This window comes from Rhodanobacter sp. FW102-FHT14D06, assembly GCF_043950705.1.
In the GTDB taxonomy this organism is placed as follows: domain Bacteria; phylum Pseudomonadota; class Gammaproteobacteria; order Xanthomonadales; family Rhodanobacteraceae; genus Rhodanobacter.
Genome location: NZ_CP170722.1, coordinates 3,696,217 through 3,720,635 on the forward strand (window position 1 = coordinate 3,696,217; position 24,419 = coordinate 3,720,635).

At 65.3% G+C, this 24,419-nt stretch carries 23 protein-coding genes and 1 pseudogene; 8 read left to right on the plus strand and 16 right to left on the minus strand.

Features of this window, described 5'->3' with window-relative positions; genetic code table 11:
- Window positions 1-2: 2 nt before the first annotated feature.
- Both arsB and ACFCQI_RS16675 read right to left on the minus strand, forming a co-directional pair.
- Window positions 3-1,091 carry an ACR3 family arsenite efflux transporter gene (gene arsB, locus ACFCQI_RS16670; protein ID WP_395118490.1) on the minus strand — a complete coding sequence of 363 codons (1,089 nt, stop codon included), beginning with the start codon at window positions 1,089-1,091 and terminating at the stop codon, window positions 3-5.
- The gene (locus ACFCQI_RS16675; RefSeq protein ID WP_395118492.1) at window positions 1,088-1,597 is read right to left on the minus strand and encodes an arsenate reductase ArsC; all 510 of its coding nucleotides are present in this window, start codon (window positions 1,595-1,597) and stop codon (window positions 1,088-1,090) included. The genes arsB and ACFCQI_RS16675 overlap by 4 nt, the downstream gene beginning before the upstream one ends.
- A 72-nt stretch (window positions 1,598-1,669) precedes the next feature.
- Here ACFCQI_RS16675 and arsH point away from each other — a divergent pair, with 72 nt between their 5' ends.
- The 5 genes from arsH (at window position 1,670) to ACFCQI_RS16700 (ending at window position 6,927) form a co-directional block, all read left to right on the plus strand.
- Window positions 1,670-2,455 carry an arsenical resistance protein ArsH gene (arsH, locus tag ACFCQI_RS16680; protein WP_395118494.1) on the plus strand — a complete coding sequence of 262 codons (786 nt, stop codon included), beginning with the start codon at window positions 1,670-1,672 and terminating at the stop codon, window positions 2,453-2,455.
- Window positions 2,456-2,475: 20 nt separating this feature from the next.
- Window positions 2,476-2,880: an arsenate reductase (glutaredoxin) gene (gene arsC / locus ACFCQI_RS16685; protein ID WP_395121390.1), complete on the plus strand. Its 405-nt coding sequence runs from the start codon at window positions 2,476-2,478 to the stop codon at window positions 2,878-2,880.
- 134 nt (window positions 2,881-3,014) lie between these two features.
- Entirely contained in the window at window positions 3,015-5,984 is a 2,970-nt protein-coding gene (locus tag ACFCQI_RS16690) for a Tn3 family transposase (RefSeq protein WP_395118496.1), read from the plus strand.
- A gap of 22 nt (window positions 5,985-6,006) precedes the next feature.
- Complete coding sequence (locus ACFCQI_RS16695) at window positions 6,007-6,468, plus strand: hypothetical protein (RefSeq protein WP_395118498.1); 462 nt, start codon at window positions 6,007-6,009, stop codon at window positions 6,466-6,468.
- Between the two features lie 90 nt (window positions 6,469-6,558).
- Window positions 6,559-6,927, plus strand: coding sequence for a response regulator (locus ACFCQI_RS16700; RefSeq protein ID WP_395118500.1), 369 nt, complete (start codon window positions 6,559-6,561; stop codon window positions 6,925-6,927).
- Between the two features lie 271 nt (window positions 6,928-7,198).
- Here ACFCQI_RS16700 and ACFCQI_RS16705 read toward each other — a convergent pair whose 3' ends face one another.
- A complete protein-coding gene (locus tag ACFCQI_RS16705) occupies window positions 7,199-8,131 on the minus strand; it encodes a Ku protein (protein ID WP_395118502.1) in 933 nt (310 codons plus the stop codon).
- 250 nt (window positions 8,132-8,381) lie between these two features.
- On the opposite strand from ACFCQI_RS16705, the pseudogene ACFCQI_RS16710 reads away from it, so the two are divergent.
- Window positions 8,382-8,582 (plus strand): annotated as a pseudogene (locus tag ACFCQI_RS16710) (short-chain dehydrogenase); the annotation flags it as partial.
- Window positions 8,583-8,588: 6 nt separating this feature from the next.
- Complete coding sequence (gene ligD / locus ACFCQI_RS16715) at window positions 8,589-11,135, plus strand: DNA ligase D (protein ID WP_395118504.1); 2,547 nt, start codon at window positions 8,589-8,591, stop codon at window positions 11,133-11,135.
- A gap of 151 nt (window positions 11,136-11,286) precedes the next feature.
- Here ligD and ACFCQI_RS16720 read toward each other — a convergent pair whose 3' ends face one another.
- Complete coding sequence (locus tag ACFCQI_RS16720) at window positions 11,287-11,835, minus strand: type 1 glutamine amidotransferase domain-containing protein (RefSeq protein ID WP_395118506.1); 549 nt, start codon at window positions 11,833-11,835, stop codon at window positions 11,287-11,289.
- Window positions 11,836-12,140: 305 nt separating this feature from the next.
- Here ACFCQI_RS16720 and ACFCQI_RS16725 point away from each other — a divergent pair, with 305 nt between their 5' ends.
- On the plus strand, window positions 12,141-12,302 hold the full coding sequence (locus ACFCQI_RS16725; RefSeq protein ID WP_395118508.1) for a DUF3309 family protein: 162 nt from the start codon (window positions 12,141-12,143) through the stop codon (window positions 12,300-12,302).
- Between the two features lie 189 nt (window positions 12,303-12,491).
- On the opposite strand, the gene ACFCQI_RS16730 is transcribed toward ACFCQI_RS16725, so the two are convergent.
- The 12 genes from ACFCQI_RS16730 to ACFCQI_RS16785 all read right to left on the minus strand — a co-directional run bounded on the left by ACFCQI_RS16730 (window position 12,492) and on the right by ACFCQI_RS16785 (window position 24,415).
- Window positions 12,492-12,959 (minus strand): hypothetical protein, encoded by a 468-nt coding sequence (locus tag ACFCQI_RS16730; RefSeq protein ID WP_395118510.1) that lies wholly within the window; start codon window positions 12,957-12,959, stop codon window positions 12,492-12,494.
- Between the two features lie 23 nt (window positions 12,960-12,982).
- Window positions 12,983-13,933, minus strand: coding sequence for a cell division protein ZipA (gene zipA / locus ACFCQI_RS16735; protein ID WP_395118512.1), 951 nt, complete (start codon window positions 13,931-13,933; stop codon window positions 12,983-12,985).
- Window positions 13,934-13,943: 10 nt separating this feature from the next.
- The gene (smc, locus tag ACFCQI_RS16740) at window positions 13,944-17,453 is read right to left on the minus strand and encodes a chromosome segregation protein SMC (RefSeq protein WP_395118514.1); all 3,510 of its coding nucleotides are present in this window, start codon (window positions 17,451-17,453) and stop codon (window positions 13,944-13,946) included.
- 134 nt (window positions 17,454-17,587) lie between these two features.
- Window positions 17,588-17,833 (minus strand): BolA family protein, encoded by a 246-nt coding sequence (locus ACFCQI_RS16745; protein WP_395118516.1) that lies wholly within the window; start codon window positions 17,831-17,833, stop codon window positions 17,588-17,590.
- Between the two features lie 8 nt (window positions 17,834-17,841).
- Window positions 17,842-18,144: a YciI family protein gene (locus ACFCQI_RS16750; protein WP_395118518.1), complete on the minus strand. Its 303-nt coding sequence runs from the start codon at window positions 18,142-18,144 to the stop codon at window positions 17,842-17,844.
- 37 nt (window positions 18,145-18,181) lie between these two features.
- On the minus strand, window positions 18,182-18,676 hold the full coding sequence (locus ACFCQI_RS16755; protein WP_395118520.1) for a PaaI family thioesterase: 495 nt from the start codon (window positions 18,674-18,676) through the stop codon (window positions 18,182-18,184).
- A complete protein-coding gene (lysS, locus tag ACFCQI_RS16760) occupies window positions 18,673-20,187 on the minus strand; it encodes a lysine--tRNA ligase (RefSeq protein ID WP_395118522.1) in 1,515 nt (504 codons plus the stop codon). The genes ACFCQI_RS16755 and lysS overlap by 4 nt, the downstream gene beginning before the upstream one ends.
- A 61-nt stretch (window positions 20,188-20,248) precedes the next feature.
- Window positions 20,249-20,575: a hypothetical protein gene (locus ACFCQI_RS16765; protein ID WP_395118524.1), complete on the minus strand. Its 327-nt coding sequence runs from the start codon at window positions 20,573-20,575 to the stop codon at window positions 20,249-20,251.
- Window positions 20,576-20,617: 42 nt separating this feature from the next.
- Window positions 20,618-21,743 (minus strand): peptide chain release factor 2 gene (gene prfB, locus ACFCQI_RS16770; RefSeq protein WP_395118526.1). Its coding sequence is split into 2 segments (ribosomal slippage): window positions 20,618-21,667 and window positions 21,669-21,743, totalling 1,125 coding nucleotides; the frame shifts between segments, so codons are not numbered across the junction.
- Window positions 21,744-21,889: 146 nt separating this feature from the next.
- Window positions 21,890-23,557, minus strand: a complete 1,668-nt coding sequence (asnB, locus tag ACFCQI_RS16775; protein ID WP_395118528.1) for an asparagine synthase B — start codon at window positions 23,555-23,557, stop codon at window positions 21,890-21,892.
- Between the two features lie 223 nt (window positions 23,558-23,780).
- Entirely contained in the window at window positions 23,781-23,903 is a 123-nt protein-coding gene (locus ACFCQI_RS16780) for a hypothetical protein (RefSeq protein WP_395118530.1), read from the minus strand.
- Window positions 23,904-24,049: 146 nt separating this feature from the next.
- Entirely contained in the window at window positions 24,050-24,415 is a 366-nt protein-coding gene (locus ACFCQI_RS16785; RefSeq protein WP_395118532.1) for an STAS/SEC14 domain-containing protein, read from the minus strand.
- Window positions 24,416-24,419 lie beyond the last annotated feature (4 nt).

Genomic DNA, 24,419 nt, shown 5'->3' on the forward strand with positions numbered 1-24,419 from the left:
GTTCAAGTCTGTGGCGATTCGTACCAGCGCTTGCTGCCGTTGACGATCCGAACCACCGACAACATCACCGGTACTTCGATCAGCACGCCCACCACGGTGGCCAGCGCGGCGCCGGAGTGCACCCCGAACAGACCCACCGCGGTGGCGACGGCCAGCTCGAAGAAGTTGCTCGCGCCGATCAGCGCCGAAGGTCCGGCCACGCAATGGGGCACACCGAACCGGCGATTGAGCACATAGGCCAGACCGGAGTTGAAATACACCTGGATCAGGATCGGCACGGCCAGCATGGCGATGACCAATGGCTGGGCCAAGATCTGCTTCCCCTGGAAACCGAACAGCAGAACGAGAGTGGCCAGGAGCGCGAATAGGGAGGCTGGCCCCAGGCGCTGAAGCAGCATTTGCAGTTGGGTCTCGCCGCCTTGTGAAAGCACCCAGCGCCGAAGCGCCACACTGATCGCTACGGGCACCACGATGTAGAGCAGCACCGATAGTAGCAGTGTGTTCCAAGGCACCGTGATCGAGGAAATACCCAGCAGCAGCGCCACGATGGGCGCAAACGCCACCACCATAATGGCGTCGTTCAAGGCAACTTGGCTCAGTGTGAAGTTCGGCTCGCCGTTGCACAGGTTGCTCCAGACGAACACCATCGCCGTGCAGGGTGCTGCGGCCAGCAGGATCAGGCCCGCGATATAGGAGTCGAGTTGATCCGTAGGAAGGTAACCGGCGAAGACGTGGCGGATGAAGATCCATCCCAGCAGCGCCATCGAGAACGGCTTCACGGCCCAGTTGATGAAGAGCGTGACGCCGATGCCCTTCCATTGCCGGCGCACGCCACCGAGCGCGCTGAAATCAATCTTCAGCAGCATCGGGATGATCATCAACCAGATGAGGACCGCCACCGGTAGATTGACCTGGGCAACCTGCATGGCTCCCAAGGCTTCAAAGGTGCCCGGCAGCCAGTGACCCAGGATCGTGCCCGCTACGATGCACAGCAAGACCCAGACCGTCAGGTAGCGCTCGAAGAACCCGATGCGGGTGCCACTGACTGCATCCGCATCGTCGTTGACCACGTCGGCAGACAACTGGCTCATGCGTGTTCCTCTTCAGCGTCAGTGATGGTGCCAATATGATCAAGCGCCTGCTTCAATTCGTCCCGGCTCATCGTTTCCACCGGCAGGTTCACCAACGCGGTGACGCGATAAAGCACGAGTGTGTGGGCAAGCCGGAAGGCCTCGATCGCGGCGCCGACACCTTGGGCGGCCGCCGGATCGGGCTGACCCCAGTGGCTCTTCACGAAATCGCCGAACAGCACCGGACAGGTCTCGTTCGCGGCGTTGTCGCAGACAGTGATCACGATATCCAGCGGCGGCGCACCTTCCCCCGTAAAGCGATCCCAAGACTTGCTGCTGAGGCCGTCGGTGGGAATGCCGACGGCCTTGAGCTCTTCGATCGCATAGGGATTGACGCGACCAGTCGGCTGACTGCCGGCGCTGAAGGCTTCAAAGCGGCCTTTGCCCAGATGGTTGAGGGTCGCTTCCGACAGGATACTGCGGGCGGAATTGCCTGTGCAGATGAATAAAACGCGGCACGGATGCATAACGGTCTCGGATTGGATTCTATATTTCCATAATGATAGAATCATCCAATCAAAGCAACAGGAACCGTACCCATGACGATGCAGGATCTGCCTCACATTGCTGCCGATGTGCTGGAAACGCCGAGCTTGGCCAAACTGGCTTTGCCGGCGGGCTCCAGCCATCCGCCGCGCATCCTGATCCTGTATGGGTCGCTGCGCCCGCAGTCGTTCAGTCGCAAGCTGGCGCTGGAAGCCGAGCGCATCCTGCGGCAGTTCGGTGCCGAGACACGGGTGTTCGATCCGCACGAGTTGCCGATCCTGGACAGCGTGCCAGCCAACCATCCCAAGGTGCAGGAATTGCGTGCGCTGTCGCTGTGGTCCGAAGGCCAGGTCTGGGTCAGCCCGGAACGCCACGGCTCAGTGACCGGTGTCTTCAAGAATCAGATCGACTGGCTGCCGCTGGAAGACGGTAGCGTGCGCCCGACGCAGGGACGCACCCTCGCCGTAATGCAGGTCAGTGGCGGATCGCAATCCTTCAACGTCGTCAATGCACTGCGCGTGCTCGGCCGCTGGATGCGCATGGTGGTCATCCCGAACCCGTCGTCGGTCGCCAAAGCGTGGCAAGAGTTCGATGATGTGGGCCGGATGAAGCAGTCGCCATTTTACGATCGCGTCGTGGACGTGATGGAAGAGCTGTTCAAGTTCACCCTGATGGTGCGCGATCGCAGCGACTACCTGGTCGATCGCTACAGCGAGCGCAAGGGTGCGGCCGAGGCGCACGCCTTGTTGGTAGCCGCCGGTGCGATTGAAGTGCCTGCGCCGGCTCCGCTCGTGGTGGAATCGGTCAAGACCAACTGTTGTGCCAGTGGAGCCTGCTGACGATGACCGCTTCGACATCAATGACCGCCACGATCTATCACAACCCCGACTGCGGCACTTCGCGCAATACCTTGGCTCTGATCCGCCATGCCGGTATCGAGCCCACCGTGATCGAGTATCTCAAGACGCCGCCGAGCCGCGAGCAACTGCTCAAGCTCATTGACGAAGCCATGCTCAAGCCGCGTGAGACCTTGCGTGAAAAGGGAACGCCCTTCGCCGAGCTGGGATTGGGCGAGGCCGGCATCACCGATGACGTCATCCTCGACGCCATGTTGAAGCATCCGATCCTGATCAACCGCCCCTTTGTGGTGACCGCTCTGGGCACGCGGCTATGTCGTCCCTCGGAAGTTGTGCTCGACATCCTTCCGCCGATCACCCAGCCGTTCACGAAAGAAGATGGGGAAGTGGTCGCGGGCCGTCGGTAGCGAGGCCTCGGCGATCGTCCCGGAGGCGGGTCCGCGTCGGTGTTTTGCGCAGACCGTCAAGCCATTCGGGATTTCGTTGTTCTACATTTCGTCTTTTGGGGCTTCGGCCAGCATGTGTCGGATAGTGGATTCGCATGAGCACGATTCAGGACACGGCCTACCCTCGATTGAAAAAGGACCTCAGTGTCCGTGACTTGACGGCAATTTACACACCCACCGCCGACGAGTGCGCGTTTGCCGTGGGCGTCTCCGCCCGCAAGCCGACCCAGGCATTGCTGCTGATCCAGCTCAAGATCCTTCAACGATTGGGATACGTCGAGCCGCTATCAACATTGCCCCGCGCGATTGTCGATCATGTCTGCGGCAGCACCCAGCTGCGCGTTCCGACGGCGCGCGAATTGAAGGCGTACGACACATCGGGCAGCCGCTCACTGCACCTGCAGAAGATTCGCGACTTCGTCGGCGTGCGCCGATTTACGGACACCGATTGGGCTTGGCTTGATCAGATCGCTCGCGAGGCGGCTTCGACCAAACAGGAATTGGAGGACATCATCAATGTCCTTATCGAAGAGCTCGTGCGGCAGAAATACGAGCTACCCGGATTTACCCAGCTCGTACGTGCGGCACGTGCCGCACGCAACGCAGTCAACTCGGCCATTTTCAAATCGATCGACGGACAATTGTCGGCCGAACAACGCCAGGTGCTCGATGACCTCATCGTACGACGACGTGGCGTCACCCTGTGGGAGCAACTCAAACGTGAACCGAAACGGCCTACCGTTCGCGAGGTGGCCAAGTTCCTAGAGCATATCCGCTGGCTCAAAAGCTTGGGTCACGGACTACCCGATACTCGCGAGATGGCGGTGACCAAACGCCACCAGATGATGCTGGAAGCCCGTGCGTTGGACGCCAAGGACATCCGTGCCGTCAAGCCGCTCAAGCGTCATACGCTGGCCGTGCTGCTGATCCAGTCTCAGCTGGAGAAAGCCACCGACGATGTCGCGAGCATTTTCATCAAGATCATGCACGGTATCGACAACCAGGCTGAGGAGCGGCTGCGCCAGTACCGATTGGATCATGCTGAGCAGACCGATCGCTTGATTGGCCAGTTTCGCGAAGTGCTGGCCGCCATGCAGGAGGGCGAGTCGGCCAAAAAGCGCGTGGAAAACATGGAACGGGTGCTGGGCGACGATCCGGAACAGTGGATCATCCAGTGCGATGAGCATGCCGCCTTTGCGGGAAATAATTATCTGCCTTTCATGTTGAAACCCTATAGCGACAAGCGTGCCTTGCTGTACCAGTGCCTGGAGGTGCTCGAACTTCAATCCAGCTCACAGGACGACACGCTGGTGAGAGCCATCGCATGGATCCGGGAATGGCGCACGGCACGCCGCGAACACCTCGATGTCGCGGTGCTTCCCAAAGGGATCGACCTGAAGCGCTGGCTGCCTGATGCCTGGTACCGCTTGGTCGTGGTGGCGTCGCCCGACGACGAGCCACGCATTCACCGAAAGTACCTTGAACTGTTCATCTGCATGTCGATCATGAAAGACTTGCAGTCCGGCGACCTGTACTCGGCGCATAGCAACGATTTTGATGACTACCGCGAACACCTTGTGTCGTGGGACGAGTACGGCGGGGAACTGGGCCGCTACTGCGATATCACCTCGCTACCCAAGGACGGTGCCGCCTTTGTCGCCCAGCTCAAGACAGAGATGTCGGCGCTAGCCAAGCACGTAGACGACAGCTTTCCCGAGAACGAATTCGTACGGATCGGCGACAACGGTTTGGTCATCCAGCGGCTCGACCGCAAGCAGGATCCACCCGAGCTGCCCCTGTTGGAAGCGCGCCTCAAGGAGGACATACCGTCCGTCAACATACTGGATCTGTTGACCGAGACCGAGCAGTGGCTCGACTTGCATCGGCTGTTCGGACCGCTGTCCGGTTTTGAAGCCAAGATCGACGACCCGCGAAAGCGCTTCATCACCACGTTGTTTTGCTACGGCTGCAATCTAGGTCCCACGCAGACAGCACGCTCGGTGCAGGGGTTGAGTCGCAAGCAGGTAGCTTGGCTCAACCTTCGCCACATCACCGAGGAACGCTTGGACAAAGCGATCGTGCGGGTGATCAACGCCTTCAATACCTTCGCTTTGCCAAAATTCTGGGGGACGGGCAAACATGTCTCGGCCGACGGGACGAAATGGAACATCTACGAGCAGAACCTGCTGTCGGAGTATCACGTTCGTTATGGTGGTTATGGCGGCATCGGCTATTACCACGTCTCGGATATGTACATCGCGCTCTTCAGCAACTTCATTCCGTGCGGTGTGCACGAGGCGGTTTACATCCTCGACGGCCTGATCAAGAACGAATCTGACGTGCAGCCGGACACGATCCACGGCGATACCCAAGCTCAGAGTGCGCCGGTGTTCGGCTTGTCGCACCTGTTGGGTATTCGACTCATGCCGCGTATTCGCGGCATCAAGCAGCTGGTGTTCTACAAGCCTGATCGGAAGGCCAAATACGGGCACATCAATAGCTTGTTCACCGAATCGATCAACTGGGAACTCATCGAACGCCACTATCCGGACATGCTGCGCGTGGCCATTTCGATCAAGGCAGGGCGGATTACCCCCTCGATGATCCTCCGGCGTCTGGGCGTGGCCAGCCGGAAGAACAAACTCTATTTCGCGTTCCGCGAGCTCGGTCGAGCCATCCGAACTCGATTCCTGCTGAACTACATCAACGATGTCGAGCTGCGCCGCGTGATCCACCAGTCGACTAACAAGAGCGAGCAGTTCAACGACTTCGCCCAGTGGCTGCACTTCGCGAATGACGGAATTATTGCGGAAAACATTCGTCATGAGCAGCGGAAGGTCGTGAAATATAACCATCTCGTGGCCAACATGGTTATCCTGCACAACGTCCATACGATGTCGCGGACACTGAAAGTGCTTCAAGAGCAGGGCGTGCCGCTCAGCGAAGAGCTGTTGAATAGGCTATCGCCATACCGACGCGAACACATCAATCGGCTAGGCCATTACTCTCTGGACTTGGATCGGTACCAGAGTGCCATGGCTAAAGACATCAAGTTTGCCTTGTAGCCTCAATGGCTTAGGGTCCGTTTTGCGAAAATTTCCGGAATCCCGGCCGAACCTCAACTGGTTCATCGAGCATCCATTCCAGAACTGGACGCGCCGCAGTTCGCAGCTGATCGGCACGGTGTTCCTGATGCTGGATTTCCGCACGCCACTGGCGCCGCTGCGCGAGGAGTTCAAGCGCCTGTGCGAGGCCTCGGAGCAGTGGGATCGTCGCGTATGCGTGCTGCAGGTCACCGACGCCACCGAGCAGACGATGCAACTGCGCATGCTGGTGAGCTCCACCGATTCGGGCCGCAACTTCGACCTGCGTTGCCAGGTGCGCGAGGGACTGATCGCCTTCGTTCAGGCGCACTACCCGCACGCGCTGCCACGCTGGCGCGGCGAGCTGGATCGTGGCCACGAATCCGCCGCGCCGATGCCGCCGGCGCCGGCACCGCAGCGCGCGCCGTCGGCCGAAGACGGCGGCCCCGAGCGTCGCGCCAGCTGAACGGCAGCCGACGTTCTGCGACGTCTTTCACGGCGTGCGGACCAGGCCGATGCCAAGGTCACGACGACGCCGACGACGGGAGTCACGCGCATGTTTCCCAAACGGGTGCTGCTGGTGGAGGACGACCCCGATACCCGCGAGATCACCGCACTGCTGCTGCAGCACGCAGGCTACACGGTGATCGTGGCGCACGACATCGCCAGCGGCGTGGCGGAGTCGGAAGCACGGCAGGATTTCGGCGTGATCGTGACGGACATGTACCTGGGCCGCGGCCAGACCGGCATCTCGCTGATTCGCAGCCTGCGGGACAGCGGCTCGCGCACCCCGATCGTGCTCACCTCCGCGCACGAGGAAGCATCCATCGCCGCCCGCGACATGAAGGTGCTGTTCCTGCCCAAGCCGTACGGCCGGCAGGCCCTGCTGTCGGTGGTGGCCATGGCGCGCGTGTGCGGCGTCTGAACGATGCTGCCGCCTCATCGCTGCGGCACGACAGTGTCACGCCCACTTGCCGCACCGCGCGGTCTGCCGGGAGCTCGCCCGCGGCCCGGGAGATTGCGCCTGTCCCATCGGAATCGACCCGCGCACGGCGGCAGCACCCGGTATCGGCACGCACGCCGAGCGGAGCAAGTGAATGGTCGCCGCCGACAGCCCCGGTTGCTCCCACCTGGCGTGCTCGTGGCAGTGCCAGCACCTGCACGCTGGCTTCGGCATGGTTTTGAACCGGGGTAGTTCAGCTTGCCTTGTGGCGGGAGGCGCGCTTTTTCGCTGACGCTTTTCTCGTCGCGGACTTCTTCCTGGCCGTGGTCGTGGCGGTTCGCTTGTCCCCTTTCTCGCCCGCCGCCGACTTCTTCGCCGGCGTGCGCTTGTTGCTGGCCAGGCTCTGCTGCAGCAGCGACATGAAGTCGACCACGTTGGTGGTGGCGTTCTCCGGCATCGTCTCCTCGTCTTCCGACTCGGTGGTCACCACGCCTTTCGACTTCATCCGCTTCTCGATCACCTTGCGCAGGCGATCACGGAACTCGTCGCGGTACTCGGCCGGATTCCACTCGTCGCTCATCGACTCGATCAGCTGCTCGGCCATCTGCAGCTCCTTGGCCGAGATGCGGTAATCCGACGCTGTCCCTGCGGGAATCTTGTAATCCTCGGCGTCGACCAGCTCCTGTGGGTAACGCATCAGCATCAGCATCAGCGCATCCCCCCGCGGCACCACTGCGGAGAGGTATTCGCGCGTGCGGATCACCACCCGCGCGATGCCGATGCGGCCGGTGCGCTTGAGCACCTCGCGCAGCAGCACGTAACCCTTCTCCGCCTTCTTGCCCGGCACCAGGTAGTAAGGCTTCTCGAAGTATTCCGGGCCGATCGAGTCGGCCTCGACGAAGGCTTTCACGTCGACCGCCTCGCGCCCCTCGGCGGCGGCCGACTTGATGTCCTCCGGCTCCAGCACGACGTAGTTGCCCTTGGCGTATTCGAACGCCTTGACGATCTCCTTCCAAGGCACCTCCTCCCCGGTCTCGGCGTTCACGCGCTCGTACCGGACCGGCGTGTTGCTGCGGCTGTCCAGCATGCGGAAATGCAGGTCCACGCTGCGCTCGCCGGTCATCAGCGACACCGGCACGTTGAGCAGGCCGAACGACAGGGTTCCGCTCCAGATGGGTCGTGCCATGGCTTCAGACTCCGGCGGCGAGCAGGTCGACAGACTATTCCGGTTTGCGCGTGCAGGGGCTGTCAAACGTGCCGTGCGAATCACGCACACGCTTCACCTGCGGCGCACGCCGGGCGCACTACGGTGCGTCGCGTCGCCACCGCGGAGCCATCCGATGCCTGTCGCCGAACGCAGCAAGGCTGCCCGAACCGCCGTCGAACGCCGGCGTCCGATCCGGGCTGCCACCGGACAGGCCGAACGACGCAAGCCTGCCAGCGGTCCGGTGTGGACCTCGCTGAATTCGGTGGACCAGTCGGCGCAGAAGGTCGGCGAGTTCGGCACATCCAGCGCGATGGGCCGCCCGGTGCAGCCGGAGCAATTGGCGCCGTCCCATGTCTTCCTCGCGGCGCCGTCGTGCGCCAGCTGCCTTTCCGGCGCGGTGCTGCCGGTGGCGGGCGGCCCGACCGGCTGAGCGATCATGGGCAACCTGCGCGACTATCAACGCAAGCGCGATTTCTCGAAAACGCGCGAACCGGCCGACAACGCGGCGGGACGCCGGGGCAGTCGCGCGATCTTCGTGGTGCAACTGCATCATGCCAGCCGCCGGCACTTCGATTTCCGCCTGCAACTGGGCGACGTACTGAAGAGCTGGGCGGTGCCGAAAGGACCCAGCTACGACCCGCAGGTGAAACGCCTGGCGGTCGAGGTGGAGGATCATCCGGTGTCCTATGCCGGCTTCGAGGGCGACATCGAACACGGCTACGGCAAAGGCCACGTCGACCAGTTCGACATCGGCGTGTGGACCACCGAAGGCGACGCCGAAGCGCAGTTGCAAAAGGGTCACCTGCGCTTCGAGCTGTTCGGCAAGCGGCTCAAGGGCGGCTGGCACCTGGTGCGCAGCGGCCGCAAGGAACGCCAGCCGGCGTGGTTCCTGATCAAGGCCAAGGACGCGTTCGCCGGCGACGTGGAAGCGGACGACCTGCTCGACGCGAAGATGATCCGCAGCACCCGCGCGGCCGCGACAACACCGGCGACCAGGGCGGCGGCAAAGAAGTCCACCGCACGCAAGAAAGCCGTGCCGAAGGGGAAAAAAGTGCCGCGCTTGCGCCTGGCCAAGGCTGCCGCCGCGCTGGACGGGGCGCGCCCGGCGCCACCCGGCACCGAGTTTTTCAAACCGGAACTGGCACGCCTGCGCGAGTCGCCGCCGCCAGGCGAGCAGTGGCTGCATGAGGTGAAGTGGGACGGCTACCGCATCCTCGCCGCGATCGCCGACGGCGAGGTGAAGCTGTGGTCGCGCAACGCGCTGGCCTGGAACGGGCGGCTGCCAGAGATCGTGCAGGCGCTCGAATCGCTGGGATTGCATTCGGCCCGGCTCGATGGGGAGCTGATCGCGCTCGATGCCCGCGGACACAGCGATTTCAACGGCCTGCAGGCCACCCTGTCCGGCGAAGCACAATTGCCGCTGGTCTACATGCTGTTCGACCTGCCCTACCTCGAAGGCAGCGACCTGACCCGGGTACCACTGCTGCAACGCAAGGCGCTGCTGCAACGGCTGCTGGCCCACGCGCCGAAACACCTGGCATTCAGCAGCCATGCGGTCGGCGACGGTGAAGGCGCGTTCCGCACGGCGACCGAGCAGCAGCTGGAAGGCATCATCTCCAAGCGCGTCGATTCGATCTACCGACCCGGGCGCGGCGACGACTGGCTGAAGATCAAGCGGCTGGAAAGCGACGAGTTCGCGGTGGTCGGCTACACGCCGCCCAAGGGCAGTCGCAGCGGTTTCGGTTCGCTGCTGCTGGCCCGACCCGATCCGGAGGTGTCGAACGGCTGGATCTATGTCGGACGCGTCGGCACCGGCTTCTCCGACGAACAGTTGCGGCAAATGAGCAGGACCATCACCGACAAGAGCAGCAAGAAACCGACGGTGAAACTTGCCGCGATCGATCCGCTGCTGCGCGGTGCACACTGGGTCGAACCGAAGGCCGTGGCCGAGGTGTACTACCGCGGCATCGGCAACAAGAACCTGCTGCGCCAACCGAGCCTGAAGACCATGCGTACCGACAAGTCCGCCACAGACCTGCGCGACAGCGATCGCGCCCCATCCACGCGCTCCGCCAGCAACCGGCGACGGCGCGGCGGCGGGATGTCCGCCGCCGACATCACCATCACCCATCCCGACCGCGTGGTGTATCCCGACGACGGCATCACCAAGCAGGAAGTGGCCGACTACTACACCCGCGTGATGGACTGGTTCCTGCCTGGCGTGGTTGACCGTCCCACCTCGGTCATCCGTTGCCCGGAAGGTACCGGGAAGGCCTGCTTCTTCCAGAAGCACATGATCGCCGGCCTCGAGCACGTCGGCAGCGCGAGGCTCAAGGAGGAATCCGGCGGGCAGGCCAGCTACATCTATCCGCGCGATGCCAACTCGGTGATCGAGCTGGTTCAGTTCGGCGTGCTGGAGTTCCACCCCTGGGGCGCGACCGTCAAGCAGCCGGACCTGGCCGACCGCGTGGTGTTCGACCTCGATCCCGGCGAGGACGTGGCCTGGGACCGCGTGGTGGCGGCAGCGCGGCTGGTGCGCAAGCTGCTGTCGCAAATGGGGCTGGAATCATTTTTGCGCACCACCGGCGGCAAGGGCCTGCACGTGGTGCTGCCGTTGAATCCGGGCTGCCCGTGGCCGCAGGTGAAGGGTTTCGCCCAGGCGTTCGCCAGCTCCTTGGCGCAAGCCCATCCGCTGGAGTTCATCGCCACCGCCAGCAAGGCACGCCGCGGCGGCCTGATCTACGTCGACTACCTGCGCAACAGCCGCGGCGCCACCAGCGTCGCCTCCTATTCGCTGCGCGCACGCCCCGGCGCGCCGGTGGCGATGCCGTTGCGCTGGACCGAACTGGGCAAGCTGAAAAGCGGCCACGATTTCGACATCCATTCCGCGCCCCAGCGCCTCGCGCGGCTGCGCAGCGACCCGTGGGCCGGCATCGGCGAGCTGCGCCAGAACCTCGACGACGTGATGGAAAAACTCGGCTGAGGATCGCCCGCGCCTTTCGCGCGATGCTCTTCGTCGCATGATGCAAAAGGCATCGCGCACGGAGTGCGCTCCCACGGATTCGCGACGAAACCATGCAGGGCGGGCCGTGCCCGCCCTGCGTCGGCGTTGGACCAGGTCGACGTCGACGGCGTTACGCGGTAGCGCCAAGCGCGTCGATGATCGCGTCGGCAAAGGCAGGGATGTCGCCCGGGCGGCGGCTGGTGATTAGCTGGCCGTCACGCACCACCTCGCTGTCCTGCCAGTGCGCGCCGGCGTTCTCCAGATCGGTGCGCAGCGACGGCCACGAGGTGACCTGGCGATTCTTGACCAGGCCGGCTTCGATCAGCGTCCATGGAGCGTGGCAGATCGCCGCCACCGGCTTGCCTGCGTCGTCGAACGCCTTGACCAGCGTGATCACCGCGGGCACCCGCCGCAGCTTGTCCGGGTTCATCACGCCGCCAGGCAGGACCAGCGCGTCGTAATGCTCGACCCTGGCCTCGTCCAGGGGCACGTCCACCGGCACGGCCCTGCCCCAGTTGCCATCGCTCCAGCCCTTGATCTCCCCGGCGTGGCCGGGGGCGATCACGTCGGTCTGCGCGCCGGCCTGTTCCAGCAGGCGTTTGGGTTCGGTCAGTTCGGACTGTTCGAAGCCGTCGGTGGCGAGGATGGCGATGCGGCGGCCGGTGAGGTTGAAGGACATGCGGCACTCCAGGATCGGAAAGCCGCAGCATCGCCGCTGCCACATGCAGGCAGCGTGCGGTTGTCGTGAGCGCGGCGTGACTCAAGCGCGAGCTACGCCCGCCACCCCGCCGCGAGAGAGCCCGCGGCATGACGAAGCAAACCGTCGTTCACCCCATCGTCATCCGCGCGAAAACGGGGTCATGTTCAGCCCTTCCGCCGCGACGCATCGTTGACGGGCCCTGCACCGGGACGCTGCGAAGGTGCAGGCGTCGCGCGATGCCGTCCGCGATCTCCGCAACTCCACGTGCACAAAGGAATACGAACATGTCGATTTCACTGCTGGTGCTCATCGTTCTCGTCATCCTGCTGATCGGTGCATTGCCGACGTGGGGTTACAGCCGCTCCTGGGGTTATCGTCCGACCGGCGGCATCGGCATCATCCTGCTGATCGTGCTGGTGCTGTGGTTGCTTGGCGTTTTCCACTGAGCGCCCCCGCCGACACCGTGATCGTCCTGGCCAAATCGGTGTAACCCGTGCGCGCGGCGGCAAAGTGCCAGGACTGCCTGCCAGGGCGCCGTGCCACGCAGACCGCACCGGGACTCGGGATTTGCCAGGGAACGACGCTGCCGGCGACTCGAGTATCCGCAATCCCGGGCAACGAGCGGTGAGCCGGCGTCAGCGCAGCGGTTCGGCGGCCCTGTCGCCCTGGCAACGGATCGGCCCGCCGTCGCGGCCGCGAGCCTGGGTGAAGCTGGAGCCGCGGCGGTTGATCACGATGCCGTTGGCACATTGCTGGTTGGCGTCCAGCAGGTAACTGGCGGTGACGCGCTGCGCCTCCTGCTGCTGGCGCTGCAGCTGCACGGCGCGGCGGGCCTGGTATTCGCGCGCCTGGTCGGCGACCTGGCGGTAATTGCTGGCCAGCTCCTCGCGACGCTGGCGCAGGTCGCGCTCCAGTTCGTCGTGGCGCTGGCGCGCACTGGCACGGGCTTGTTCGGCCTGCAGCGCGGCGGCGCGCTCGGTTTCCTGGATCAGCTCGTCGGCATGGCGGGCGGCAAGCCAGCGCGACACCCCGTTCCAGCCCAGGATCGCCACGACGAGGGCGGCGACAGCGGCGGCGATTTTCCAGCGCAAGGCAATCGTCATGGCTCCCGCTCCCGCGCGGCGATTCAGCGACCGAAGATGATTTCTTCACCCTCGTGGTCACGGTCCCAGCCGCGCAGCTGGTCGCGGATGTGCGCGATGCCTTGCCGGCCGAGCGCATTGCGCTCCTCATCCAGTACCTGGCCGTCGAGCAGCTCGGCCAGTCGCTGCGCGGTGGGCAGCATGGCGTCCCAGGCGTCGAGCGCGGGGACCGGCCCGGGCAAGGTCATGAAGAAACTGACGCCGGAGGTCTGCAGCGCATCCAGCCGGGCCAGGTCGAAATTGCCCGGCTTGAGCATGTTGGCGACGCTGAAGATGGGGCCCAGCTCGCGCTTGCCATCCACCAGGCGGTGATAGATGCCCATGTCGCCGAATTCCAGCCCGGCCTTTTCGGTGGCGACGACCAGGTCCGGTCCGTTGAAACGCGCGCCATCGCGCGCCACCACGAACAAGGTGACGATGCGTTCCACCGGCGTGTCGGCCGGGCGCCGACCCAGCTCCGAGCGCGGCACCGGCTTGGTGACAGGCGGCGCCGGAGCCGGTGCCGGTGCGACGGCGGGCGCTTCGGCGACGGGTTCGGCGGGCGCGCGCAAGGTATCCACGATCGAGGCGGCGTGGCCGGCCAGGCGTTCGGTCAGGCGCTCGGCCGGCTTGGCCGCATGGCGTTCGCCGGAAAGCGTGGCACCCAGGCGCTCCAGTTCCTCGCGCAGGCCGACGTCGAGCTCGCCTTGCTGCGGCGTCGCCGAGGTGTCGCCCAGGCTGAAGGCCGGGTCGTCGGCCAGGCTGGAGCCGCCCATGGTGGGCTCGCGCCGCGCGTGTCCGTGCGTGTGCGTATCGCCCGCTGCCCTGCGCTTGCCCTGCTCTTTCCGCGGCTGGCCGAACAGCCAGATCAGTGCCAGCACGACCAGCCCCACGATCAGCATCGGAATGCCGACGGCGGCGTTCCACGCAAAGGCAAGCAAAGGTTGCACGGTCATCATCGGTTCCTCAGGCAGCTCCCGCCAGTTTAGCCGCTTCGGCCAGGTCGACCTGCACCAGCCGCGACACGCCGGGCTCGCGCATGGTCACGCCGCACAGCTGGGTGGCGGCTTCCATGGTGGCCTTGTTGTGGCTGATGAAGATGAACTGCACGTGTTCGCTCATCTCGCTTACCAGGCTGGAGAAGCGGCCGACGTTGGCCTCGTCCAGCGGCGCGTCGACTTCGTCGAGCAGGCAGAACGGCGCGGGGTTGAGGCCGAAGATGGCGAACACCAGCGACACCGCGGTCAGCGCCTTCTCGCCGCCGGACAACAGCGAGATGTTGGACGGGCGCTTGCCCGGCGGGCGCGCCATGATCGTTACGCCGGTGTTGAGCAGGTCGTCGCCGGTGAGTTCCAGATAGGCATGGCCGCCACCGAACAGGCGCGGGAACAGTTCCTGCACGCCGGCGTTGACCTTGTCGAAGGTTTCCTTGAAGCGATGGCGGGTTTCGCGGTCGATCTTCTTGATCGCGCCTTCCAGCGTTTCCATCGCGCTGACCAGGTCGGCCAGCTGGTTGTCCAGGTAGGTCTTGCGCTCGCTCTGTTCGGCGTGCTCCTGGATCGCGGCCAGGTTGACCGGCTCGATCCGCGCGATTTTCTGGCCGATGTCGGCGAGCTGTGACCGCCACTGGTTGGCGTCGATGTCGTCGGCCAGTTCGGCCAGCAGGGTTTCCAGTTCGAGGCCGGAAGCGGTGATCGCTTCGGCGAGTTGTTCGGCGCGCAGCTGCAGCGCCTGGGCGGCGAGGCGCTTCTCGGACAGGCCCTCGCGCAATGCCGACAGGCCCTGCTCGGCCAGGTGGCGCTGCTGTTCGAGCTTGCGGAATTCGAGGTCGCAGTCTTCCAGTGCGCGGCGCGCTTCCACCAACTGCTTGTCGACCAGCAGGCGCTGGTCCAGATACGCCTGGCGCTCGGCTTCGAGTTCGGCGATGGGGTCGGAGCCGGCGGCGAGCTGTTCGGCGATCTCGTTGCGGCGCGCCTCGATCTGGCGCAGCTGGGCATCCATGCGACCTAGCGCCTGTTCCAGCGAGCTCAGCGACGAGCGCTTGGACTCCAGCGAGAGCGCCAGCGAGTGCGACTGGTCGGCCGCCTCGCGCGCATTCATGCGGGCTTCCTCGCGCGCCTCGAGCAGGCTGCGGCGTTCGTTTTCCAGTTCGCGGCGCTGGTCTTCCAGGTCACCCATCAGGCCGACCGACTCGTCCAGCCGCGCACGCGCCTCACGGGTCTGGTTCTGCAATTCGTCGATCTGCGTGGAAAGGTCGGCCAGCTCGCCGCTGACCTTTTCGGCACGGGCGCGGGCGGTCTCCAGCTTGCCGCGGTGGCTTTGCAACTGGCCGGCCAGTTCGGACTGGCGACGGTGCGCGTTGTACAGCTCGCGCTGGGCGTCGTCGCGCGCGCGTTCGGTTTCGAATTTGCTGGTGCGCAGGTTGTCGAGCCGTTCGCTGGCTTCTTCCAGTTGCGCTTCCAGCATGGCGATCTGTTCGGCCAGCGTGCGCAGCTCGCGCTCGCGCGCCAGCACGCCGACCTGGCTGCCTTGCGCCCGGCGCACGCGCGCCCAGCCCGGGCCGAGCCATTCGCCGCCGCGCGTCATCACGGATTGATACGGTGCCAATGCGGACAGCGAGGCCACCTGCCGGTGGGCGTCGGCCAGCGATTCGGCAGTAAGTACGTGACCGAGGATGGCCATCGCCGCCGCCGGGCCGCGTACGTGGGCGGCCAGCGTGCCAGCGGCGCCGACGCCGCCCTCGGCGTTGTCGAGCAAGGCGATGTCGGCGTTGTCGAGCGCATCGAACTCCGCCGCCAACGCATGCGAGCCATCCACCAGCACCGCGTCCAGAAAACCGCTCAGCGCCGTTTCCACGGCGGTCTCCCAGCCGTTTTCGACCTGCAGCGACTCACCGAGGCGGCGTGACGTGTTCAACCCGAGACGAGCCAGCCAACTGCTGGCAGCGTTTTCTTCCTGGCCGAGCGCGGCATGCTGCAGCGCTTCGAGCGAGGCGTGCCGGCCACGGGCGGCCTGCAGTTGCTGGCGGGCCTCGTTCAGCGCCGACTGCACCTGGCGCTCTTCTTCCTGCACTTTTTCATGGTTGGACTTGTACTGGTCGAGCAGGCTGCCCAGGGTTTCCACGCGCTCGCGCTGGGCGTCGTGTTCGCCATGCAGCTGCTCGCCGGCGGCGGCCAGTGCGGCCACGTCGGTGGCTTTCTGCTCGGTTTCCAGTGCTTCGCGGCGGCGCGCCAGGTCGATGCCCTGGCGGTCGAGGTAATTGAGCTTGGTGCGTTCCACTTCGGCGGCGCGGTTGGATTCGCCGGCGTTGCGGGTGTGGCTGTCCCAGCGCTGTTGCCAGTCGGCCAGCCTGGCCTCGGTGCTGCGCTGGGCTTCGGCGGTGTCGTCCTGCAACTGCTGCAGGGCTTCGAGTTTCGGTTCGCCTTCGGCCAGCGCCTGGCGCAGGATTTCGACCTGCGCGTGATCGGTGGCGATGTGCGCGGCCAGTTCCGCGTGTTCGCGCTCGCTGTCGGCGTGGGCGCGCTGCAGGCGTTCGGCGCTCTCCTTGTTGTGGCGCACTTGCTGCTCGACACGGGCGATCTCGGCGCCGACCTTGTAGACCTCGGCCTGCACCGCGTTCAGGTGCTCGCTGGCGTCGGTGTGGCGTTCGCGCATGACCTCGATCTGCGCCTCGATCTCGCGCTGGCCGGCCAGCTGCTTCTCGATCTCGATCTCGGCGGCGGACAAGCCGGCGCCTTCGCTGTCGTGCTGGCTCTTGAGGCCGCGGTATTCGAGCGCGCGCAGCTCGGCTTCCTTGCGCGTCTGTTCTTCCTTCAAGGCCTTCCAGCGCTCGGCGGCGCGGGCCTGGCGGTTCAGGTGTTCGAGCTGCTTGTCGACTTCGTCGCGCACGTCGCGCACGCGGTCGAGGTTTTCGCGGGTGGCCTTGATGCGGCTTTCGGTCTCCTTGCGGCGCTCCTTGTACTTGGAGATACCGGCGGCTTCCTCCAGGTGCGTGCGCAGTTCGTCCGGGTGCGCCTCGATGATCTGGCTGATCATGCCCTGCTCGATGATCGAGTAGCTGCGCGGGCCCAAGCCGGTGCCGAGGAACAGGTCGGTGATGTCGCGCCGGCGGCAGCGCGCGCCGTTGAGGTAGTACGAGGATTGCCCGTCGCGGGTGACCTGGCGCTTCACCGAGATCTCGGCGTACTGGCCGTACTCGCCCTGCACCGAGCCGTCGGCGTTGTCGAAGATCAGTTCGACCGTGGCCTGCCCCACCGGCTTGCGCGTGTTGGAGCCGGAGAAGATCACGTCGGTCAGCGAGTCGCCGCGCAGGCGGCTGGCCGCGCTTTCGCCCATCACCCAGCGGATCGCGTCGATGATGTTGGATTTGCCGCAGCCGTTGGGGCCGACCACGCCGATCATGTTGCTCGGCAGGTGCAGGGTGGTCGGGTCCACGAAGGACTTGAAACCGGCGAGTTTGATCGTGCTCAGGCGCATGCAGTGTTCAACGGTAGGGTGCTACGGCCGGTGCAGCCGGATGACAGGGCACTGTGCCAAACGCGGGGGCCTGCTGCAATGCGTGTCCGCGTGAGATTTAGTGTAAAGAATACGATACAACTCATTGATAGATATTATTTCTCGACGGCATCTATGGAAACGGCATGGATCCCGTTGTCCATCAACCCCTGCAGCGCCGCGTAGACCATTCGGTGCCGGCGGATCGGCAACAGCCCGGTGAACGCGGGGCTGGCGATCCGCACGCGGAAATGGCCCTTGCCCTCACCCGCATGCCCGGCGTGCAGGTGGCCTTCGTCGACGATCTCCAACTCGGTCGGCGCCAGGGCCTGGGTCAGGCACTGGCGGATCTGCTCGATCATCGCCTCGCTCACGCCGGCAGGGCCTTGCGGAATGGCTTGATCTGCACCTCGGCGTAGACGCCGGCCGCCACGTAGGGGTCGGCATCGGCCCAGGCACGGGCGTCGGCCAGCGACGGAAACTCGGCCAGGATCAGGCTGCCGCTGAAGCCGGCCGGGCCCGGATCTTCGGACTCGATCGCCGGGAACGCGCCGGCCACGAACAGGCGGCCCTCATCCAGCAGCGCCTGCAGCCGCGCGATGTGCGCGGGCCGCGCTCCCTTGCGCTTCTCCAGCGAGTCGGCAACGTCCGTTCCGATGATGGCAAACCACATGATCAAGCCTCCTGGTGGGATGGGTCGCGAGTCTGGCTCATGCGTGGCGCGCGGCTGCGGCCAGCTGCGCGGTGTCGACACGCACGAAAATCGAATCGCCCAGCGCGGTGAGCACTTCGCCCGCGTGGACCTCGCACAGCACGCGGGTCTTGCGCCCGACTTCGCCCTCGACGCGCGCCTTCAGCGTCAGCGGCACGTCCATCGGGGTGGGCTTGAGGAACTTGATGCCGAGGCTGCCGGTGACGCAGTCGATACGCGGCTTGCTGTCCGGCGCGCGCTGCTCGGCACGGTAGTGGTATGCCATCGCGGTCCAGTTGGAATGGCAGTCCACCAGCATCGCGATCAGCCCGCCGTAGACCAGCCCCGGCCAGCCGTGGAAATCCGCTCCCGGCAGGTGCGTGCTGACCACGTGCACGCCGTCCTCGTGCCAGTGGCTCTTGATGTGCAAGCCGTGAGGATGGGCGCTGCCGCAGCCGTAGCAGACGCCGTCGGGCGCGGCCAGGTCCTGCAGCGCGGGCACGTCGGCGCTCATGCTTCCGGTCGCATGTAGGGGAACAGCAGCACGTCGCGGATCGAGGACGCGCCGGTCAGCAGCATCACCAGGCGGTCGATGCCGATGCCGAGGCCGCCGGTGGGCGGCAGGCCCACTTCCAGCGCGCGGATGTAGTCGGCGTCGAAGTGCATGGCCTCGTCGTCGCCGGCGTCCTTGGCGTCGACCTGGGCCTGGAAGCGTGCGGCCTGGTCTTCCGGGTCGTTCAACTCGGAGAAGCCATTGGCGATTTCCTTGCCGCCCACGAACAGCTCGAAGCGGTCGGTGATGCCCTTGTCGGTATCGTTCTCCCGCGCCAGCGGTGACACCTCCACCGGATGCTGGGTGATGAAGGTCGGCTGGATCAAGGTGTGCTCCACCGTCTTTTCGAAGATCTCCAGCAGCAGCTTGCCCCAGCCGTAACCGTCCTTGATCTGTATGCCGAGCCGCCTGGCGTGCGCGGCCATCGCTTCGCGGTCGCGCAGCTCCTCGCGCCGGATCTCGGGGTTGTGCTCCAGCACCGCGTCTTCCATGCGCCAGCGGCGGAACGCCGGGCCCACGTCGATGTCGGCGCCGTCCCAGTGCAGCCGCGTCGTGCCCAGCACGGCCTGCGCGGTGTCGCGGATCACGCTCTCGGTGAGGTCCATGATCTCGTGGTAGGTGGCGTAGGCCTGGTACAGCTCCAGCATGGTGAACTCGGGGTTGTGTCGGGTCGACACCCCTTCGTTGCGGAAGTTGCGGTTGATCTCGTAGACGCGGTCGAAGCCGCCGACCACCAGGCGCTTCAGGTACAGCTCCGGTGCCACGCGCAGGTACAGATCCAGATCCAGCGCGTTGTGGTGGGTGACGAACGGTTTGGCCGTGGCGCCGCCGGGGATCACGTGCATCATCGGCGTCTCCACTTCCATGAAGCGGCGCGACGGCGCTTCCAGCCATTGACGCATGGTGCCGATGATCCTTGAGCGCAGCATGAAGGTGCGGCGCGCTTCCTCGGTGACGATCAGGTCCACGTAGCGCTGGCGATAGCGCTGCTCCACGTCGGCCATGCCGTGATGCTTGTCGGGCAGCGGGCGCAGGCTCTTGGTCAGCAGGCGCAGGTGATCCACGCGCACCGAAAGCTCGCCGGTCTTCGTGCGCATCAGCGTGCCTTCGGCACCCACGATGTCGCCCATGTCCCAGCCCTTGAACGCCTCGTAGACCTCGCCAACCGTGCCGGCATGGATGAACAGCTGGATGCGTCCGCTGAAATCCTGCAACTGCACGAAGCTGACCTTGCCCTGCACGCGCTTGAGCACGATGCGTCCGGCCATCCTCACCCGGCGCGCAGCCGCTTCGACGGCTTCGGCCGTGTGCACGTCCTTGTCGGCGAACTCGGTTTGCAGGTCGCCGGCAAAACTGTCGACCTTGAAGTCGTTCGGAAACGCGATGCCCTGCCCGCGCAGCGCCTTGAGTTTTTCGCGGCGCTCGGCGATCAACTTGTTCTCGTCGGGAAGGGTGTCGGTGACTTCGCTCATGGATGGTTCCGTGGCTGCCAGCGCGCGCTGGACAGTGGATGTCTCGTGGATGGGGCGGCGCTCAATTGCCCTTGTCGAAAATCTGCTTGACGCCGCGTTTGGTGGCATCCCAGCCCTCGCGCGCGCCGTGGCCGATGGCGACGCCTGCCTTCTTCGCGCCATGGCCGATGCCGGTGCCGGCCTCTTTCGCGCCGTGCCCGATCTTCCTGGCCACATGCCTGGTCGCGTGACCGACATCGCGGGCGCCGTCGGCGACGCCGTGGCCGACCGCCTTGGCATCCTGCTTGATGCCCTGCCCGGCGCTGCCCTGCGACGACTGCGCTGCCGCGCCGAACGCCATCAGCGCGACCAAGGCGATCAGGAAGATGCCGATCTTCTTGCTGTTCATGCGCGTCACCTCGTCAATGGGCTGGTCGAAGGGAATCGGGCGTCAGGCATCGATGCGCTTGGCGCCGGCTTCGAGGCCGGATTTCAGGCTTGCCTCGATGAACTCGTCGAGGTCGCCGTCGAGCACCTTCTGGGTGTCCGAACGCTCGATGCCAGTGCGCAGATCCTTGATGCGGCTCTGGTCGAGCACGTAGTTGCGGATCTGGCTGCCCCAGCCGATGTCGGACTTGGTCGCTTCCAGCGCGTCCCTCTCGGCATTGCGCTTCTGCACTTCCAGTTCGTACAGCTTGGCGGCCAGCATCTTCATCGCGCGGTCGCGGTTGGCGTGCTGGCTGCGCTCGGTCTGGCAGGCCACGACCGTGTTGGTGGGCACGTGGGTGATGCGCACCGCCGACTCGGTCTTGTTGACGTGCTGGCCGCCGGCACCCGACGAACGGTATACGTCGGTCTTCAGGTCGGCCGGGTTGATGTCGATCTCGATGCTGTCGTCCACTTCCGGCGAAACGAATACCGAGGTGAAACTGGTGTGCCGGCGGTTGTCCGAATCGAACGGGCTCTTGCGCACCAGCCGGTGCACGCCGATCTCGGTCTTCAGCCAGCCGTAGGCATAGTCGCCCTCGACGCGGAACGTGGCGGACTTGATGCCGGCCACGTCGCCGCCGCTGACTTCCATCAGCTCGGCTTTCCAGCCACGGTGCTCGCACCAGCGCAAATACATGCGCAGCAGCATTTCGGCCCAGTCCTGCGCCTCGGTGCCGCCGGCGCCGGCCTGGATGTCGACGAACGCGTTCATCGCGTCCATCTTGCCGGAGAACATGCGCTGGAACTCCAGCTTGCCGACCTGCGACTCCAGCTTGGCCAGGTCGTCGATCACCGACTGCGCGGTGTCGTCATCGCCGTCGGCGACAGCCATCTCCAGCAGGTCGCCGGCGTCGTCCAGGCCGGCAGTCAGCGTGTCGATGCCGTGGACGATGGTGTGCAATCGGGCGCGTTCGCGGCCCAGTTCCTGCGCGTTGGCCGGGTCGTCCCACACGGTGGGGCTCTCCAGTTCGCGGGTTACTTCTTCCAGGCGCTCGCGCTTGGTGGCGTAGTCAAAGATACCCCCTAAGCGCTTCGACGCGACCGCGGAGGTCGTCGATCTGCGCATGGATGGGATTGGTCTCGATCATCGTGAAATCTTGGTGGGAGGCAAGCACGCAAGAATAACAGACCCGTTTGCAGCCGGCGCCCCTTGCAGGGCGGGCACTGCCCGCCGACCTTTGATCCATGGCGACGGAAACCGGCGGGCGGGGCCGCCCGAAGCAGCCGGCCGCATTCAGGCGAGCGCCTGGGCATGTACGCCTCTGACGGCACGCCCCGACGGATCGGCCGCGTTCGCGAACGCCGGATCCCACGCCAGCGCTGCGGGCGAGGAGCAGGCAATCGACTTGCCGCCGGGCACGGTCGCGGCGCAGGCCTCGCCGGGAAAGTGTCGTTCGAAGATGCGTCGGTAGAAATACGCCTCCTTGGTCGCTGGCGTGTTGAACGGGTAGCGCGCCGCAGCCGCGGCGAACTCGCGGTCGCTGACCGCCTGCTCCGCGTGCGCCTTCAAGCCGTCGATCCAGCCATAGCCGACGCCATCGCTGAACTGCTCCTTCTGTCGCCACAGGATCGAATCCGGCAGCGCGCCGTCGAACGCTTCGCGCAGTACCGCCTTCTCGATGCGCCCCTGCCCTGCCATCTTGTGCTTCGCATCGAGGCCCATCGCCACGTCGATGAACTCCAGGTCGAGGAACGGCACGCGTGCCTCCACGCCCCACGCCATCATCGCCTTGTTCGCGCGCAGGCAGTCGTAGCTGTGCAGCGCGTCGAGCTTGCGCACGGTCTCCTCGTGGAATGCCTCGGCCGACGGTGCCTTGTGGAAGTACAGGTAGCCACCGAAGATCTCGTCCGAGCCCTCGCCCGACAGCACCATCTTCACACCCATCGCCTTGATCCGCCGCGCCAGCAGGTACATCGGCGTGGCCGCACGGATGGTGGTGACATCGTAGGTCTCGATATGGCGAATCACCTCGGGCAACGCATCCAGCCCTTCCCAGAACGTGTAGACGAAGCCGTGGTGCACGGTGCCCAGCGCGTCGGCGGCGACCTGCGCCGCAGCCAGATCGGGCGAGCCGTCCAGCCCGATCGCGAACGAATGCAGGCGCGGCCACCACGCTTCGCTGCGGTCGTCGTCCTCGACCCGCTCGCGCGCGAACTGCGCGGCGCAGGCGGCGACCAGCGACGAATCCAGCCCACCGGAAAGCAGCACCCCATACGGCACGTCGGTCATCAGCTGACGATGCACGGCCTGCTCAAACGCCTTGCGCAAGGCCGGAGCAGCCACGTCATGGCCGCGCGTGGCGGCGTAGTCGCGCCATGGCCTGGCGTAGTAGCGCTGCAACTCGCCGCTGGCGCTGTCGTACACATGGCCGGGCGGAAACGGCGCCACGTCGGCACACACGCCGACCAGCGCCTTCATCTCCGAGGCCACGCACAGGCGGCCTTGCGCATCGTGGCCCCAATACAGCGGGCAGACGCCGATCGGGTCGCGGGCGATCAGGTAGCGCTGCGCCTCGCCGTCCCACAACGCGAACGCGAAGATGCCGTTGAGCCTGCCCACGAAGTCGCTGCCGTGCTCGCGATACAGCGCGTTGATCACCTCGCAGTCCGAAGCGGTGGTGAATTCGTAGCTGCTGGCCGCACGCAGTTCGCGGTGGTTGTAGATCTCGCCGTTCACCGCCAGCGCCAGCGCGCCGTCGCGCGAACGCAGCGGCTGCGCGCCGCTGGCCGGGTCGACGATGGCCAGCCGCTCGTGCACCAGGATCACCCCGGCGTCGACGAACACCCCGCTCCAGTCCGGCCCGCGATGACGCTGGCGCTGCGACAGTTCCAGCGCCTGCCGGCGGAGCGCGGCCAGGTCGTCGCCCGGCTGCAGGTCGAATATTCCGAATATCGAGCACATGGTGGAAGTTTCCTCGTCGCTGTCCGTGGGTCCCGCTCTTCTGAAAAGTCGGCCATGGATGGCCGGGTTTGCTCTGCGCGGATGGACCCACGCAAAAGTAAATGCACAGCCATGGATGGCCGGGTTTGCCCTTGCGCGAATGGACTCGCGCATGAATCAAGCGCACAAAAAAAGGCCCGCTCGTGGCGGGCCTTCATCGCGTATTTTTGGTGGAGACTTGAAGCTACGCGCGGGCCCGCCAACGGTTGGCGTTGTTGTTCGCGCGATTATTGTTGTGGCCGGCCAGCACGAGGCCTCGCGCGGAGAGCGCGGCAAGGGTCAGGCTGCAGGCGGCGATGGAGTTCATGGCCCCAACTTGAGCAGATTCCCCGGCGCTTGGCAAGTACGGATAGCATCCAGTTACCGCAGGAGCCCGCTCGCGGGCGATGCTTTGGGGCCGTGACCAAGCAAAAGCATCGCCCGCGAGCGGGCTCCTGCGAGAGAGAGGCGGGATCAGGGGCTGGTGATCCAGCGCCTGGCGTCGTCGATTTCCACGCCGTGAAACAGGCGGAACTGGGCGGGGATGGCGAAGCTGAAGGCCGTGGCGGTACCGCGCAGCCAGGGTACGTCAGTGACCAGCGCCACACGGTCCCAACTGCTGAAATGCCGCGCGCCGAGTTTTGCGTCGTTCCACATGGCGCCGGGGTCGAAGCCGGTGAAGTCGTCGGCAGTGACGTAGAGCAGGCGCAGCTTTCGATTGAGCGCGAACGCCGCCTCGACATCCGGCACCACGATGTTCTCGTAGTCTTGCGCGGTGACCTGGCCGTGCGCGCGAAAACCCAGCGTGCCGGCAGGCAATCCTTCGATCTGTGCGATCACGGGC

What these genes read in the sequence shown, in the direction of transcription:
- smc (WP_395118514.1), bottom strand. Translation starts at nt 17,453, where the DNA reads ATGCGCCTGAGCACGATCAAACTCGCCGGTTTCAAGTCCTTCGTGGAC.
- zipA (WP_395118512.1), bottom strand. Translation starts at nt 13,933, where the DNA reads ATGACCGTGCAACCTTTGCTTGCCTTTGCGTGGAACGCCGCCGTCGGC.
- ACFCQI_RS16690 (WP_395118496.1), top strand. Translation starts at nt 3,015, where the DNA reads ATGAGCACGATTCAGGACACGGCCTACCCTCGATTGAAAAAGGACCTC.
- lysS (WP_395118522.1), bottom strand. Translation starts at nt 20,187, where the DNA reads ATGAGCGAAGTCACCGACACCCTTCCCGACGAGAACAAGTTGATCGCC.
- ACFCQI_RS16755 (WP_395118520.1), bottom strand. Translation starts at nt 18,676, where the DNA reads ATGAGCGCCGACGTGCCCGCGCTGCAGGACCTGGCCGCGCCCGACGGC.
- ligD (WP_395118504.1), top strand. Translation starts at nt 8,589, where the DNA reads ATGGGCAACCTGCGCGACTATCAACGCAAGCGCGATTTCTCGAAAACG.
- ACFCQI_RS16725 (WP_395118508.1), top strand. Translation starts at nt 12,141, where the DNA reads ATGTCGATTTCACTGCTGGTGCTCATCGTTCTCGTCATCCTGCTGATC.
- ACFCQI_RS16730 (WP_395118510.1), bottom strand. Translation starts at nt 12,959, where the DNA reads ATGACGATTGCCTTGCGCTGGAAAATCGCCGCCGCTGTCGCCGCCCTC.
- ACFCQI_RS16745 (WP_395118516.1), bottom strand. Translation starts at nt 17,833, where the DNA reads ATGATCGAGCAGATCCGCCAGTGCCTGACCCAGGCCCTGGCGCCGACC.
- ACFCQI_RS16675 (WP_395118492.1), bottom strand. Translation starts at nt 1,597, where the DNA reads ATGCATCCGTGCCGCGTTTTATTCATCTGCACAGGCAATTCCGCCCGC.
- ACFCQI_RS16705 (WP_395118502.1), bottom strand. Translation starts at nt 8,131, where the DNA reads ATGGCACGACCCATCTGGAGCGGAACCCTGTCGTTCGGCCTGCTCAAC.
- asnB (WP_395118528.1), bottom strand. Translation starts at nt 23,557, where the DNA reads ATGTGCTCGATATTCGGAATATTCGACCTGCAGCCGGGCGACGACCTG.
- arsB (WP_395118490.1), bottom strand. Translation starts at nt 1,091, where the DNA reads ATGAGCCAGTTGTCTGCCGACGTGGTCAACGACGATGCGGATGCAGTC.
- ACFCQI_RS16700 (WP_395118500.1), top strand. Translation starts at nt 6,559, where the DNA reads ATGTTTCCCAAACGGGTGCTGCTGGTGGAGGACGACCCCGATACCCGC.
- ACFCQI_RS16750 (WP_395118518.1), bottom strand. Translation starts at nt 18,144, where the DNA reads ATGTGGTTTGCCATCATCGGAACGGACGTTGCCGACTCGCTGGAGAAG.
- arsC (WP_395121390.1), top strand. Translation starts at nt 2,476, where the DNA reads ATGACCGCCACGATCTATCACAACCCCGACTGCGGCACTTCGCGCAAT.
- ACFCQI_RS16765 (WP_395118524.1), bottom strand. Translation starts at nt 20,575, where the DNA reads ATGAACAGCAAGAAGATCGGCATCTTCCTGATCGCCTTGGTCGCGCTG.
- ACFCQI_RS16780 (WP_395118530.1), bottom strand. Translation starts at nt 23,903, where the DNA reads ATGAACTCCATCGCCGCCTGCAGCCTGACCCTTGCCGCGCTCTCCGCG.
- ACFCQI_RS16720 (WP_395118506.1), bottom strand. Translation starts at nt 11,835, where the DNA reads ATGTCCTTCAACCTCACCGGCCGCCGCATCGCCATCCTCGCCACCGAC.
- arsH (WP_395118494.1), top strand. Translation starts at nt 1,670, where the DNA reads ATGACGATGCAGGATCTGCCTCACATTGCTGCCGATGTGCTGGAAACG.